Here is a 13701-nt window from a genome sequence, read left to right as displayed (position 1 = left end):
TCGCCTCAGAACGTTGGGATGGCTCGATTGCCCTCGGCTCGCTCGTATCGGCTTGCCCAACATCTTAAACGGTCTTTTGCCTAGATTGAAAGGGGAAGGGGACTTCTTCATGGAGTCTTAACGGGAAAGACCCCGAATCAGGGGAATGACCCCCCAGCCCTAATCTCAGCCTCAATCCCAGCCCCAGTCCCAACCAGATAGGGCCACAAAAAAGGCGTGGCCTTGAGATAAGCCACGCCCGAGCGGTTGAGTTTCGGTTTAATTTAAGGAGATTTACTAAAACAGGATTTTATTAAATGCAGACTTAAGTCCGCTGCTCCATTGTAATCTAAATTTTTGTAAAAAAATAGTCTCAAGACATCGAATTATGTTATGGGAAACATAACATGTCCCTATCAAGGGGGTTGATTCGGACAAAACCTTTAATATCCTTCAAAATCAGGTGGAAAGTCTGATAATTGCTCAAGATGGCGAATAATCATCTGAGGCAGGCCCCGATGCAAGGTAATACGACCCTGCACATAGGCATAACCCCGTCCTCGTCCGGCATAGCGATTCACCACCAAGCGTACCAGAGCCTCCCCATCGGGATTTGAGGCAGTAGGAATCCAAAACTTCAGGGGACACAGACGAGATCCCGTAAAAATAATCGCGCCTCCCTCCACCTGCTTGCGGATGCCACCTTGGAGATCGCAAAATAGGGTGACGCTGCGGCCCTCTTCGATGGACTGCAACACCTGAGGGTAATCCAATTGCACCGAAATGGCCCCAGAGGCCGCTCCCCAGCGGCGGAAATCCTCAATAATTGAGGCGCGATAGGCCCACCAAGCCGACAGACTGCAATAATTGCGAGATGCTCCCTGGGCATTCACCTGGGGGTTCCAAATTTTCCGTTGATGAGCCTGGGCCTCGAACTCGGCCTGAGTAAACAGGGCATCATAGAGGCGCGATCGCCCATACTTCGTAAAATAGGGACTCCAGCCCTGTCGTACCGTAAAGAGATTGTAATGGCTATCCCCCCGATGGACATAGCACACCAGACGGCTGCAATTGCCACGATGCCAGCGTAAACAGTCCTGGGGCGAGTCGTCCGTATCAAACTCTAAATCCACCTGACACAGATCCCCATTGGCCGTCGAGAAATACTCATGGGCCATATGATCGGCGGCAATCCCAGCCTCCGTCACCGGTTTGGCGGTTTCGGGTGAGGGATGTAGACTGCTTTCTTCGGTATCCACACAAATCAAACGAACAAACTGCTCCTGTTCGTCGATTTTGACCTTTAGGGTGTCGCCATCGACGACTTCCGTCACTTGGATATCTTGCAGCCTAGTTCCCACCTGGATCTTAATCCCCTCACGAATCGCTCAAGCGCACAAACTTTTTCTTGCCCACCTGTAACACCTTACCGGCCAAGTCTTGGGGCGAGTCAAAACTTAGATTCACATCGGTGATGCGATCGCCCTCCAAGCGCACCGCACCCCCCTGAATTTGCCGGCGGCCCTCACCACTACTTTTACAAAGGCCACTCGCCCCCAAGATGTAAAACAGTTTGGCCGGAAACTCCACCCCTGACAAGGAAAACTCCGGCACTGCGTCAGCACCTGCTGACATATCCCCACCCACTAAAGATACAGCCGCCTGTTGGGCCTCCTTCGCCGCCGTCTCACCATGATATTGGGCCACAATATCCAGGGCCAAACGTTTTTGGCGTTCCCGAGGATTCTCAGGAAGTTGGTCTAAAGGCAGCTTTGTCAACAGCTCAAAATACTGCTCAATCTGAGAATCTGCCGTTTTCTCCAATTTAGAATACATCGAGAGGGCATCCTCTTTCAGTCCCACGTAGTTGTTCAGGGACTTAGACATTTTCTGCACCCCATCAGTTCCAATCAAAATTGGCAAGAGTAAGCCAAATTGCGGCGTTTTGCCAAAATGTCGTTGTAAATCACGACCCACCGCCAAATTAAACTTCTGATCCGTTCCCCCCAGTTCGATATCCGCATCAATGGCCACCGAATCATAGCCCTGCATTAACGGGTAGAGAAACTCATGTAAATAAATGGGATTCCCTGACTGATAGCGCAGTGAAAACCCTTCCTTGGCCAGCATCTGCCCCACAGTCATGGTTCCCAAAAGTTCCAGAATCTGCGATAAATCCAAATCCGAGAGCCATTCTGAGTTGTAGCGAATTTCCAAGCGTCCGGGGGTCTCAAAATCTAAAATTGGCCGCAGTTGTTGCAAATAGGTTTCGGCGTTTTCCTTCACCTGTTCAGCGGTCAATTGACGGCGAACCTCCGATTTGCCCGTGGGGTCGCCAATGCGTGCTGTAAAATCGCCAATAATTAGAACCGCCGTATGGCCAGCATCCTGAAACGCCCGCATTTTCCTGAAGGGGATACTATGGCCTAAATGTAAGTCCGAGCCAGTGGGGTCAATCCCAAGCTTGACTCGTAGGGGGCGATCGCAACCAGCCAGCAAAACTTCTAAGTTTTCCCGATCATCGCTAGAGTCAGGACGATGGGGGAAAATCTCCTCTGTGCCTCGGTGGAGCCAAGATAAATCAGGGGTCATAGTCAATGGGCTAGGAAAAATCGCGCGCTAGTTAGTGATGAGGTGGCTATAATAGCAGACCAGATGGGCAAACTTGAAGTGAACCGCCTAGACAGACCCTGTCCCAGGTGGAATCCCTCGGGTTCGCAGACCCCAGGTTTTAACCCGGTTCCCATAGTGTAAAGTATGTCCAGTCACCCCCCTAATTGGTAGGAGCGAACCCTTAGGGGTCGCCCATCTCCCTCGGGTTTCCATTTAACCGAGTTAAATAGTCCTCAGAACAGACGTTGGTAAGGAAGGCGCTTTGTGTCAGGTAACACCATTCGGCAAAATCGAAAACGAACGAGCCAAGTCCCCATGCAACTGTTTCGCTTTGCGCAAGCAGTTGGCAAGGTCACGGCCAGTACATTACTCGGAACGACACTTCTAGGAAGTTCTGTCGTAGCTGGCGGATTGGTCGGACTGGCGATTAGTTTCCGTAATCTTCCCGATGTGCGGGTATTACGGAGCTATATGCCCACGGAGACCAGCCATATCTACGATATCAATGGTCAGCTACTTCTGAGCATCCATGATGAGGCAAATCGAGAAGTTATCCCCTTTGATGAAATCTCCAACAACCTGAAATTGGCGGTTCTCGCCATTGAAGATAGTCACTTCTTCGTTCACCAGGGCATTAATCCGGGGGCAATTATCCGGGCTGGCTTAACCAACCTAGAATCAGGAGCCACCGTTGAGGGGGCATCCACCCTGACAATGCAGCTGGTCAAAAACCTCTTCTTGACCCCAGAACGGGAATTTAGCCGTAAGGTGGCCGAGGCTGTCTTGGCGATTCGTCTTGAGCAGATTCTGGAGAAAAATGAACTGCTCGAACTGTATCTCAATCAGGTGTACTGGGGTCATAACCTCTATGGGGCCGAAACTGCCGCCCAAAGTTATTTCAATAAATCGGCGCGAGATTTAACCCTGGCTGAGGCGGCCATGATGGCAGGGCTAATTCAGGCTCCTGAAGAATATAGCCCCTTTGTCAACTACCAACTGGCCAAACGGCAACAAGCCATCGTCCTCAACCGGATGGTGGAGTTGAAATGGATTACCCCCGAGGAGGCCCAGGAAGCCCGAGAGCAACCCATCCGCCTGGGGAATGTATCCTCCTTTTCCACCAGCCTATCCCCCTATGTCACCGGGGCAGTCGTCGAAGAACTGACGGAGCGATTCGGACGGGATACCCTGAGTAAGGGGGGGATGCGAGTGCAAACCACCGTTGACCTGAATACGCAACGGATGGCTGAGCGAACGGTCAGAGAGTGGCATACTCGCCTGTTTAACCAAGGACTCTATCGGGATTTTGAACAGGGACAATTAGCCCTGGCCGCTGTTGACCCCCGCACCAACTTTGTCAAAGCCTTAGTGGGAGGGTATGACTACAATCAAAGTCAGTTTAACCGAGCCACACAGGCGCAACGACAACCGGGGTCGGCTTTCAAACCTTTTGTCTATTATGCCGCCTTCGCCACGGGGAACTACGGCCCAGAAACCCCGGTCAATGACAGTCCCATTAGCTATCCCGATGGGGATGGGTTATATACTCCCCGTAACTACGGCGGTAGTTTTTCAGGAGTGGTCAGTATTCGTAAGGCGATTGAGGTCTCCCTCAATATCCCGGCGGTGAAGATTGGCCAGGAAATTGGCTTGAATCGGGTGGTAGAAGTCTCGCGGCTGTTGGGGATTGAAAGTCCCATTGACCCGGTGATTTCCCTGCCTCTCGGTTCTGTGGACTTAACGCCTTTAGAAATGGCGGGAGCCTTCGCCACCTTTGCCAGTAATGGCTGGCGGTCCGATACGACTCTGATTGCTCAGGTCACGGACAGCAAAGGCAATGTGATGCTCGATAATACCCCCAGACCCCGGTTAGTGCTTGACCCCTGGGCCACCGCTGCTCTGACGGAAACCATGCAAGGGGTGATTTCCCAAGGAACGGCGACTTCAGCGCAAATGGATCGTCCCGCCGCCGGGAAAACGGGGACCACCTCCTCCCAGCGGGATATCTGGTTTGTGGGCTATGTGCCTCAGCTTTCTGTGGCGGTTTGGGCTGGCCACGACAACAATATGCCCCTGTCCTATGGGGCAACCGGTGGCGGATTCGTCGCGCCGGTTTGGCGGGACTTCATGCGGCAGTATCTGGCGAACGAACCCGTCCAGAACTTCCGATCGCCAGCGGAGTTTGACCGTCCCTAGGGCTGTTGTTGCAGTTCGGCTTTCATCCGTTCTAGGGTTTCGTGCATCCGATCAAACATTTGTTGCGGGGTGATGCCAAACTGGTTGAGTTGGGTGTTGAGTTGTTGGACGGTCATTTGGGCCATGAAGTCTTCCGACAACTCAAACCGTTTCATGAAGACGCGGTAACGTTCCATCATCTCTTCCATCCGCTCGATGTATTGTTTTTTACCTTCGCGGTCAAACTTGCCATACTTACTGCCAAGCTCGACGAGAGACTGGTAGTCTTCAAAGAGTTGTTTGGCTTCTTGTTGAACAATCTCAGAATCAAAAAAACCCATTCTTAATGCCCTTGATATAACTCACGGTGTGGCAGATAACGCCATTGGGTTTGGCATGGTTGGCCAAGGATTAGACCGGTTGCAAAAAACCCCAAGGCTGAACCCAATCTGATTTATATCTTAAAACAGGCCTGTTGCCCTTGACCATGGGGACAGGTCGGGAAAACCCAACCGCCGACTCTGGAAGGGGTCGGCTTGACTTATCATGACTGGTTACGGATTCGCGTTACATACGACCACAGCTCGCCTGGGTTTGGCTCTGAGTCAGGAAGAGTTCTCTGAGGCATCAAGCCGCTCGCAGACCTGGCTCCTGGGGCGATCGCTCTCGTCGGAGTTACATGGCTATTTACGGGAATTTATGGGGCCTCTTAGCTGGGCTGATCTGGTCTTTTTGGCGATCGCCAAGGGGCCGGGAAGCTTCACGGGAACCCGTATTGGCCTGGTCACCGCCCGCACTCTGGCACAACAGTTAGAGCTGCCTCTGTTTGCCATCTCTAGTTTAGAGGCGATCGCCCACCAACGACGACGGCAGGACGCCACTATTCCCCCAGATTGCGATCTGGCGGTGCAATTGGTGGCATCCCGAGGAGAACTCTTTACGGCGATTTATAAGCCAGCGAAAGAGGGCCGGGGACTAACCACCCTAGTGACGGATACCGCCCGCAGTTTTGAGGATTGGACGTCGCTGCTCGATCAGTGGCGATCGCCCTACTATCTCATCAAAGCCCAGGAAGACGATCTCGCGGGGTCGGTGACCAGTCTCCTGGACTTAGCTTGGCAGGACTATCAGGCCGGACAACGCCCATCCTGGTCCCAGGCCCTACCCTTTTACGGACAACACCCGGTTCACTAGACCCCGGGACAGTTCCGCCGGGTCTATGACTCTAATTGCCCTCTGAGGTTCTGGCCACTTGCATTTGGTTAATCAGATCTTCGAGGGCCAGTTCCAATTGCAGGCCTGGATCGAGATGAACCCAACCTTGTTCGCTGAGTTGTTTGACCTCAAAATGCAGGTGAGGCCCGGTCGAAAAGCCCGTACTGCCGACACGGCCGATGACTTGTCCTTGCTGGACTTCCTGACCGGGACGCACTAACAATTGGGATAGGTGAGCATAGAGGGTTTCAGCGGTTCCCTCGTTATGTTCCAGGATGACCGTTAAGCCATAGCCCCCTAGCATTTCTGCGGTGGCCACTTTGCCGGAAAAGGCCGCTAAGACGGGGGTTCCGGTGGGGGCGGCAATATCGGTTCCGGCATGGAAGCGACGAACCCCGGCGATGGGGTGATGTCGCCAACCGAAGAAGGAACTGATGGGTGCGGGAATGGACAGAGGGAAGATGAGACGGCGATCGCGGGCCCGGAAACTCCGTTCTAAGGGCTGAACAGCCATGTCTCGCAGGAGTTGCGCTCGCATCTGAGCATAATCCACATTCACCGAGGGGGTGCGATTGGCGTTGTTGGCCACTTGGGAACCACCACTGGGCTGAGAACTGGCGGTAAAGCCAGAGGATGCAGGGGCTGGACCGGGACGATAGGTGGCGGTACTCTGACCCCCGCTAGCGGGTTGAGAGGGGGACGAACTCCCCGAGGCCACCCGCGTGGATGGCAACCCGTTACCAGGACTAGGCTGAGATTGGGCTGGAGTAGGGTTACAGAGTTGTCCACTCACTCGTCCACTCACCCGCGCTTCACAACCAGTAGAGCGTTCTTCAAAGACCACCACCTGAGAGTCTTGGGCGGTGGTGGCCCCGAGGCTGTAGTCGGTGTCGTCGACGTAGCTATGTTGGGGGGAGAGGTTGGGGCGATCGAGTTGGGGGCGGTTGAGAGGCTCAGGCGGAGCGATGGACTCTCGTTGCAGTTGACTCTCAAAGACAGCATCGGGAGATACCCCCTGATGAGACTCAGGCGCGCGGTCCGGCTCTGGAGTTGCTCGGGGCGGTTCTACGGGAGCTGGGGCTTCTACGGGAGCCTGATAGGAGTTATCGTAATATCCTGCCGCCGGTTCTTGGTAGATGGGAGCGGGGTCTGGGCTATAGGTGGGGCTAGGGGCCACTGGCTCAGGGGCGTAATCCGGGGTTGAGTCGACGGGATTCGGTGAGTAGTCCGGGACTTTTTCCTGAATGTGCAGATCGGGGTTATAAGGGCCTTTGGCAAAGACAAAACCGCTTCCGAGCAGACTTAAGCCGCCGAGCCAACCGAGTCCTTGAACGAATAAGGATAGTGAAAGGTGTGTATGAGTGGAACGTTTTTGCATATCTCCCCGTAAGTGGCGATCGCGATCTCTGTCATCTTGATCCAGGATACAAGCGATCGCACAAATGACATCCTAGTACATGAATTGATCCGTTGAGGACTCGATTCTATCAAACCTCCCCTGAGATCAGGGTTGGCCGTGATGGTTCGCCAATGGCGACGACTGGCTCCAATCCCCTTGTAGGAGCTGTTGATACTCCGGAAGAATGGCCTCGATGCCCCGATGCTGAAGTCGATACAGTCCCCATTCAATGCCAACAAGAACGCGAGCTGCCAACATTTCCAAGGAACAGGGCCGAGATTCCGGGTGATTTGCCCAGAACTCATGGAGGTTAATCCCCACCTCCGGGACGGGATTACTCCAGTTGACCCCCACGCCAATCACGGCTGTGGTGATTCGATCGCCCTGAAGACGGGTTTCTGTGAGAATCCCTCCAAGTTTACGACCCTGCAAAAAAATGTCATTGAGCCATTTAAGAGACACCGGAATCTCAGCCTCTCGCAGGCTCACAGCAATTCCCCAAGCACTGGCCAGGGTCAGTTGAGAGCCATCGCGAGCAGCAAGGTTGGTGGGGGTCGCACAGACTGACAAATAGAGTCCCCCAGGTTCTGAGAGCCAGTGATGGCCCCGTTGTCCTCGTCCTGATGTTTGACGCGAGGCCAGAATAACTGTTCCCGGTGGACATCCGGATTCTACGCGCTCCCAGAGGAGTTGATTAGTGGAGGAGACGATATCCTCGGCTGTGATGTGAAAATAGCTCTTTAAGGCTGGTTCCAGGGTGGCGATCGCCCCCTCAATCCGGGAACTGGATAAAAGTGGAGTCTCACCCATCGCACCCGCTGCTCCAATTTAAACTACCATGAGGCATAGGATAGCAATACATAACGGATAACGAACAGAGGATGAGCCCAGAACTCGGTATTCATAAGGGTCTCAGGCATTATCAATGGGCGTGTTATCTCGATGTTGCTATGATGTGCCATCGCTCCTCACACAAGTTGATCTTTGTTTAACTCCTTAAAGGTTCTATGGATGCTTGGCAATGGCAGACTTGGCAGGGGAAATCCTATCTAACCTGTCGTCTTCTGGACCCGTTCCCTCACGGGTTTTTCACACGAGAGTTTCGTCCCGATTCTCCACTCACGCTAGTTGAAGGGTTAACGGCTGATGCCGTAGTTTACCGGACGCATCAGGTTCATGGCAATGTCATCGCCGACACTCGATCGCTCCCCCCGATGTCCGAGGCATCTCGGAAGGAAACTCTCCCCCAGGCCGATGGACTGTTGAGCGATCGCACCAACGAGTCAGTCTGGGTCTGTACTGCTGACTGTACCCCGGTGTTGATAGGGGATATCGCTCAAGGACGCGTCGCGGCCATTCACTCTGGCTGGCGAGGAACGGCGGCTAAAATTGTCCCGGAGGCGATCGCTCAATTCTGGAATCGGGGGAGCCAAAGTGCAGACATACGAGTTGCTCTCGGGCCGGCAATTTCTGGGGATGTGTATCAAGTCTCCCTGGATGTAGCAGCTCAGGTGGCGGCGACGCTTTTACCGGGGAACCCGAAACAAGAAGCCGAAGCCATGATTGCGGCCCTCTCGGGATTTGACGATACTCCCGTCTTACCGGATACCGAACCCGGAAAAGTCCGCCTTGATGTGCGGCGGGCGATTTTGCACCAACTGTATCGTCTGGGGTTAGCTCCTGAACAAATCGCCATTGCGCCCCATTGTACCTATCAAGACGATGAGCGGTTTTTCTCCTATCGTCGTACCCGGAAAAAATATGTGCAATGGTCAGGAATCGTTGCCCCAACGGTCACAACCTGACACGAACCCCTAGGGAAAGCGGTTAGTCCCCGACGACGAGACACCATTGATAGAGATCGTAGGTGACACAGTTATTTAAAACCAGCGGGTCTTGCTGGACAATGGCTTCCGCCTCTTGCATCGATTCGGCTTCAAACAGCAACATTCCCCCACCTCGGCGGTTCCAATAACCACTTTTGGCCTGATGTCCCCTTTGGTTGAGTTGTTTCACATAGTCAATATGATCCGGAACATACTGATCAAAGGTAGATTTATCGACAATACCGCTTTCAATTTTGGCAAACCAAGGCATGATGGGGGAATAGGGAACAGGGAACAGGGAACAGGGAACAGGGAACAGGGAACAGGGAACAGGCAATAGGCAATAGGCAATAGGCAATAGGCAATAGGCAATAGGCAATAGGCAATAGCCTGAAGCTTAACTGCCTTTGGACAGCAAAAAACCCCGAAAATCGGGGCTTAAATGAATTTCCTAATTGATTAACCGGAAATCCTAGAGTAGGGTGACGTTTTGCGCTTGAGGTCCTTTTTGTCCTTGTTCAACGGTAAACTGGACTTTTTGCCCTTCGGCAAGGGTTTTAAACCCTTCTTGTAGGATGGCTCGGAAATGCACAAATACATCAGGTCCCCCATTTTCTTGGGTGATGAAACCAAATCCTTTCTCTTCGTTAAACCATTTTACGGTTCCGGTAACTTGACTTGACATAATTTCGGTGTATCCTGGGTAAAAACTGGATTTGGTCAAAGAAAACTCGGAAGTCTCCACAATGAGTCTGGGGGTCTGGTCTATCTCGTTCTTTCTTGACCGTTCTGTGGTTGAACGCCGATTCCCTCAAGACTTCAATTTTTAGGTTGCCTGGCTATTCTAACAAAAAGATATCTAAACTGTCAACCCTCAATTGGGGATTTTTTCGCTGACTGTACCCCTAGCCTGAAGACATTTGGCCAGATATCTTTGACCTTGGCTTCAGGGCTAAGGGGTTTAGCTGTTTCTTAAGCAAAAGTTAAGCTGTTTTTGTGGCAAAGCGATCGCCCGCTTGACGAATCAGGGATTGGACAAAGGTCTTACGGCGATTGGTCTCAAACACCTGTTTAACAATGCTGGCAAACCGCTCCCCATTTAAGGCCACAGCCTGACTCGTCTGAGCTGTCTCATCACAGTCCTCAAAGTACTCGATCAAACTCAAGCCGGCAATGTGGGTCAGATAAGCCGCACTTAGCCCCTGAGTTGCCCCACCGGCGACAAAGGTGATAGGGTTTTGTTTCAAGGCGGCGGTCACCAACTGAGTTGAGACCTCCACTAACCCCAGCTTGACTAAGACCTCAGCTAAGGTTTTCGCGGCCACCTTGGCCTGCTCCAGGGAGAGTTTTTGCTGATAGATTTTGCCTAAGTTCATCACTAACTGCACATTGACGGCAGCGGTGGCGAGTAAATCCAAACTGGGAACGGGATTCCCAAACGCGGCAGCAGCAGCAATCCATTGAGATTGACGAATGACTGGCAGGGCCCGCTGGCGACGCAGACGATTGATGTCCTGGCGAATCTCTGCCCGCAGGGATCGAGCCGCGCGGTAGGTAGTCGCCCAAATGAGGCTGGGGGCATCCCCATGGAGAGTCTCTAAACACTCACTGAGAGAGGCGAGTTCGGGAGGAGGGGTGGTGGTGGACGTTTCAATGCTGTTGTCGGTTTTATACTGGCGAACTTCAATGGGACTTGGGGCCGCAGCAATGGCCAGAATGCGATCGCCTCTTAAGTAGGGTTCGGCCTGTTGGCGAATGCGACCGAGAATCTGTGCCTGTTGTTCAGGAGGATGGCGATCGCTTTGGTTCCAGACCAACAGCAGGGCCTGTCCCGTGGCGGCAATCCTCTGAACCAAATCTAACTCTGATTCGCGCAGATCCCCATCTGTCACCAGTAAAAGAATATCCGCCTGTCGAGCCTCCGCCAGCAGAGCCACATCCTCTCGCTGGAGACAAGAGGGTAAATCCTGAATCTGCACCTCTAGGGTTGAACCTTGGGCCAGTTGTTTCTGTAACGCTTGAACCAGGGCGGTCTTTCCCACCGCTTTACGGCCCGTCACCCCAAGGGTAAGGGGACGGCGTTCGTCCGTTTGCTCCAGAGCCTCTAGACGCTCCTGAAACCCCTCCAGAGCTGAAGAGGTATCCGTTTCGGTGGCCAATACCTCTAGGCTGCGACGAACGCGGTTTAAGGCCTGCTCCACTTCCGCTCGGTTAAACTGGCTGGGCAGAGGATCGGCCGAGGGGACGGGCCGACGGCCTCCGAGCCGCCAAACGGCTATCCCCACAATGATTAACCCCCAGACTCCCCAGTCTCCGAAATCTGTAAATCGATTCCCTAAACTGTCAAAAAGCCATAGGGCCCCTGAGGCTCCCAGACCAAAGACGAGAATTGGTTGCTTGACTATCCCTAGCATGATTACTCACCACAATGCTGCGACCCCAGATGACAAGGGGCTGCTTTCCATCGTACCGTCAAATCGGTTCGGCTACTGCCCCAGTATTGCGCTGCGATAGCGTTGAACCAGCATATCAATCCCCGTAATCGCGGTGCCGACGACAACAGCATTGGCCCCGAGGGCGATCGCCCGTTGTGCCATCTCGGGGGAGCTGATTCCCCCTTCACAGATAATGAATCCGGGACAATCCCGAACCAGATCTGAGAGGAGTTCCCAGGCTGGCGGCGATTGTTCAGCGGTGGCGGCCGTATAGCCGTAGAGGGTGGTTCCGATAATCTCAATCCCAAGCTGATGAGCTACCCGAGCGGCCTCTAGGCTATCAATATCGGCCATCATGGGGATTTCCAGTTTCTCCTGGACTCGTTGCACTATCTCCGCTAACGTGTCTCCCTGGGGACGAGGCCGTTCTGTGGCGTCGAGGGCGATAATGTCTGCCCCGGCTTGGGCAATGGCCTCAGCATGGTGGAATTGTGGGGTGATGTAAACGTCACTGTCAGCCGAGACTTGCTTCCATAAACCAATCAGAGGAATCTTGGGTAATCGCTGACGCACGGCTCGCACATGAGCGGGACTATCCACCCGAATTCCCACAGCCCCTTGGTTGACGGCGGCTTCTGCCATCGCGGCAATAATCTCAGGCACATGAAGAGGAGAATCAGGCGGGGCTTGACAGGATATAATCAGTCCCCCTTGTAAAGAGGAGAGGAGGGAGGAGTGGGCGATCGCCATGGGCAGGTTTGAGGACAATCAGAATCTAGGGGCTATTGTGCCAGAGTTCGGGTCCCTACCTTTATGGTCTGTTGTGGAGATTGCGTTAAGGTGCGATCGAGGGAACCTCTCACTTGCTGATGTCAGTCAACATCACGGGCGACTGGCATCGGATACGTCCAGTTCAGATGTACGTCCCATTACCCCGATTGGTCGGATCACAGGCTCGGCCTAAAGTATCAGGAAATCTGGGGGTTGCCCCTGTTCACATTACAGACACAGATTATGACTGAAAATTTCATTACCATTGATGACCAGGCAATTTCTCTAAAACAAGCCATTGGTTATCTCAATACCACGGGAGATCTCCCGAAGTTCATTCAGCGGATTCTCTACCGCCACATCATTGAACAAACCTTGAGCCACCGCTTGGATATTGCAGTGGAACCTCAACAAATTGAACAGGCGATCGTTAACTTCCGAACTCAAAACAACCTCACAGACCCAACTCGCTTTGAGGAATGGCTTAAATCTCAAGGGCTGACCTATGAGTCTTTCCAAAAACGAGTCTCTGAATCTTTACGAGTCGAAGTGCTCAAGCAAAAGGAAATCAGCCAGGAGTCTCGCAAGTATTTCAACGAGAACAAAGCAGCGTTAGATCGCATTGTTTTGTCGCGGATTGTGGTTTTAGCTCAAGCTCTAGCCAATGAGATTCAGCAGCAACTCAGTAGCGGAACGGCGACCTTTGAGGCGTTGGCTAAACAGCATTCGGTGACCAATGATAGTTCCGTGGGTGGACTGATGGGAACCTTACAAATGGGACAACTTCCACCAGAAATTCGTGGTCAGTTAGCTGGACATGGTACCGGGGATATTATTGGTCCGCTAGAAGTGGAAGGACGCTATACCATTCTCCGGATTGAGCAGATTTTACCCGCCGCCTATGAAGGAGATTTACGCAAACAACTAGAAGAGCGATTTTTCGCTCAATGGCTGCAAAATCAACTCAAGGACCATGAAATTAAATTGAATGTTGAATAGCGCCTCAGGCTACGGTTGACTCCCTGAGCCGAAATGCCTCCAGCAACGTCATGATGATTTGGGTTGCCCCAGTAATGTCATGGCTTGTGGGAGGCATTTTTTTGCACCAAATTAAATTTACAAAGACCTGAATGGGCGGTATAATGAAAGCATGGCAAAAACTATTATTTTAACTGAGTTAGGCAAGCCATAAAGCAAGCCCAACTGTTAACGACAAGAAAGCCTCAAATCGACTTGGGTTTTCGATGCTTAACCCTTAAACTATCTCCCCCAGCCTTTACCCAGTTTT

Annotated in this window: 13 protein-coding genes; 4 read left to right on the top strand and 9 right to left on the bottom strand. The window is 52.7% G+C overall.

Annotated elements, in window-relative coordinates; translation table 11 throughout:
* Positions 1-422: 422 nt before the first annotated feature.
* On the bottom strand, positions 423-1340 hold the full coding sequence (locus L855_RS05030) for a thermonuclease family protein (protein WP_159784962.1): 918 nt from the start codon (positions 1338-1340) through the stop codon (positions 423-425).
* A gap of 16 nt (positions 1341-1356) precedes the next feature.
* Positions 1357-2571: a tyrosine--tRNA ligase gene (gene tyrS, locus L855_RS05025; RefSeq protein ID WP_159784959.1), complete on the bottom strand. Its 1215-nt coding sequence runs from the start codon at positions 2569-2571 to the stop codon at positions 1357-1359.
* Positions 2572-2907: 336 nt separating this feature from the next.
* Between tyrS and L855_RS05020 the strand changes: the two genes are divergently transcribed.
* Positions 2908-4788 carry a transglycosylase domain-containing protein gene (locus L855_RS05020; protein WP_192924997.1) on the top strand — a complete coding sequence of 627 codons (1881 nt, stop codon included), beginning with the start codon at positions 2908-2910 and terminating at the stop codon, positions 4786-4788.
* On the opposite strand, the gene L855_RS05015 is transcribed toward L855_RS05020, so the two are convergent.
* Positions 4785-5108 carry a DUF1825 family protein gene (locus tag L855_RS05015; protein ID WP_068787852.1) on the bottom strand — a complete coding sequence of 108 codons (324 nt, stop codon included), beginning with the start codon at positions 5106-5108 and terminating at the stop codon, positions 4785-4787. The genes L855_RS05020 and L855_RS05015 overlap by 4 nt on opposite strands.
* Before the next feature lie 205 nt (positions 5109-5313).
* Here L855_RS05015 and tsaB point away from each other — a divergent pair, with 205 nt between their 5' ends.
* Positions 5314-5961: a tRNA (adenosine(37)-N6)-threonylcarbamoyltransferase complex dimerization subunit type 1 TsaB gene (gene tsaB, locus L855_RS05010; protein ID WP_159784953.1), complete on the top strand. Its 648-nt coding sequence runs from the start codon at positions 5314-5316 to the stop codon at positions 5959-5961.
* A gap of 31 nt (positions 5962-5992) precedes the next feature.
* Here tsaB and L855_RS05005 read toward each other — a convergent pair whose 3' ends face one another.
* Both L855_RS05005 and L855_RS05000 read right to left on the bottom strand, forming a co-directional pair.
* Positions 5993-7360: a M23 family metallopeptidase gene (locus L855_RS05005; RefSeq protein WP_159784950.1), complete on the bottom strand. Its 1368-nt coding sequence runs from the start codon at positions 7358-7360 to the stop codon at positions 5993-5995.
* A 126-nt stretch (positions 7361-7486) separates the two neighbouring features.
* Positions 7487-8191: a biotin--[acetyl-CoA-carboxylase] ligase gene (locus L855_RS05000; RefSeq protein WP_159784947.1), complete on the bottom strand. Its 705-nt coding sequence runs from the start codon at positions 8189-8191 to the stop codon at positions 7487-7489.
* A 197-nt stretch (positions 8192-8388) separates the two neighbouring features.
* Between L855_RS05000 and pgeF the strand changes: the two genes are divergently transcribed.
* Positions 8389-9186, top strand: a complete 798-nt coding sequence (gene pgeF, locus L855_RS04995) for a peptidoglycan editing factor PgeF (protein ID WP_159784944.1) — start codon at positions 8389-8391, stop codon at positions 9184-9186.
* Between the two features lie 22 nt (positions 9187-9208).
* On the opposite strand, the gene L855_RS04990 is transcribed toward pgeF, so the two are convergent.
* The 4 genes from L855_RS04990 to L855_RS04975 form a co-directional block, all read right to left on the bottom strand.
* Positions 9209-9478, bottom strand: coding sequence for a YciI family protein (locus L855_RS04990; protein WP_159784941.1), 270 nt, complete (start codon positions 9476-9478; stop codon positions 9209-9211).
* Between the two features lie 201 nt (positions 9479-9679).
* The gene (gene cspE / locus L855_RS04985; protein WP_159784938.1) at positions 9680-9892 is read right to left on the bottom strand and encodes a transcription antiterminator/RNA stability regulator CspE; all 213 of its coding nucleotides are present in this window, start codon (positions 9890-9892) and stop codon (positions 9680-9682) included.
* 298 nt (positions 9893-10190) lie between these two features.
* Positions 10191-11621 (bottom strand): slr1306 family protein, encoded by a 1431-nt coding sequence (locus L855_RS04980; RefSeq protein ID WP_159784935.1) that lies wholly within the window; start codon positions 11619-11621, stop codon positions 10191-10193.
* A gap of 72 nt (positions 11622-11693) precedes the next feature.
* A complete protein-coding gene (locus L855_RS04975) occupies positions 11694-12392 on the bottom strand; it encodes an N-acetylmannosamine-6-phosphate 2-epimerase (RefSeq protein WP_159790967.1) in 699 nt (232 codons plus the stop codon).
* Between the two features lie 264 nt (positions 12393-12656).
* On the opposite strand from L855_RS04975, the gene L855_RS04970 reads away from it, so the two are divergent.
* Complete coding sequence (locus tag L855_RS04970) at positions 12657-13412, top strand: peptidylprolyl isomerase (RefSeq protein WP_159784932.1); 756 nt, start codon at positions 12657-12659, stop codon at positions 13410-13412.
* Positions 13413-13701 lie beyond the last annotated feature (289 nt).

The organism is Sodalinema gerasimenkoae IPPAS B-353 (assembly GCF_009846485.1).
In the GTDB taxonomy this organism is placed as follows: Bacteria; Cyanobacteriota; Cyanobacteriia; order Cyanobacteriales; family Geitlerinemataceae; genus Sodalinema; species Sodalinema gerasimenkoae.
The sequence above is the reverse complement of the archived record's forward strand: the minus strand, read 5'-3'. Positions and strand labels throughout refer to the sequence as shown.

Excerpts from the sequence above, each read along its gene's own strand:
- tyrS (WP_159784959.1), bottom strand. The coding sequence starts at position 2,571 with ATGACCCCTGATTTATCTTGGCTCCACCGAGGCACAGAGGAGATTTTC.
- L855_RS05020 (WP_192924997.1), top strand. The coding sequence starts at position 2,908 with ATGCAACTGTTTCGCTTTGCGCAAGCAGTTGGCAAGGTCACGGCCAGT.
- L855_RS05015 (WP_068787852.1), bottom strand. The coding sequence starts at position 5,108 with ATGGGTTTTTTTGATTCTGAGATTGTTCAACAAGAAGCCAAACAACTC.
- tsaB (WP_159784953.1), top strand. The coding sequence starts at position 5,314 with ATGACTGGTTACGGATTCGCGTTACATACGACCACAGCTCGCCTGGGT.
- L855_RS05005 (WP_159784950.1), bottom strand. The coding sequence starts at position 7,360 with ATGCAAAAACGTTCCACTCATACACACCTTTCACTATCCTTATTCGTT.
- L855_RS05000 (WP_159784947.1), bottom strand. The coding sequence starts at position 8,191 with ATGGGTGAGACTCCACTTTTATCCAGTTCCCGGATTGAGGGGGCGATC.
- pgeF (WP_159784944.1), top strand. The coding sequence starts at position 8,389 with ATGGATGCTTGGCAATGGCAGACTTGGCAGGGGAAATCCTATCTAACC.
- L855_RS04990 (WP_159784941.1), bottom strand. The coding sequence starts at position 9,478 with ATGCCTTGGTTTGCCAAAATTGAAAGCGGTATTGTCGATAAATCTACC.
- cspE (WP_159784938.1), bottom strand. The coding sequence starts at position 9,892 with ATGTCAAGTCAAGTTACCGGAACCGTAAAATGGTTTAACGAAGAGAAA.
- L855_RS04980 (WP_159784935.1), bottom strand. The coding sequence starts at position 11,621 with ATGCTAGGGATAGTCAAGCAACCAATTCTCGTCTTTGGTCTGGGAGCC.
- L855_RS04975 (WP_159790967.1), bottom strand. The coding sequence starts at position 12,392 with ATGGCGATCGCCCACTCCTCCCTCCTCTCCTCTTTACAAGGGGGACTG.
- L855_RS04970 (WP_159784932.1), top strand. The coding sequence starts at position 12,657 with ATGACTGAAAATTTCATTACCATTGATGACCAGGCAATTTCTCTAAAA.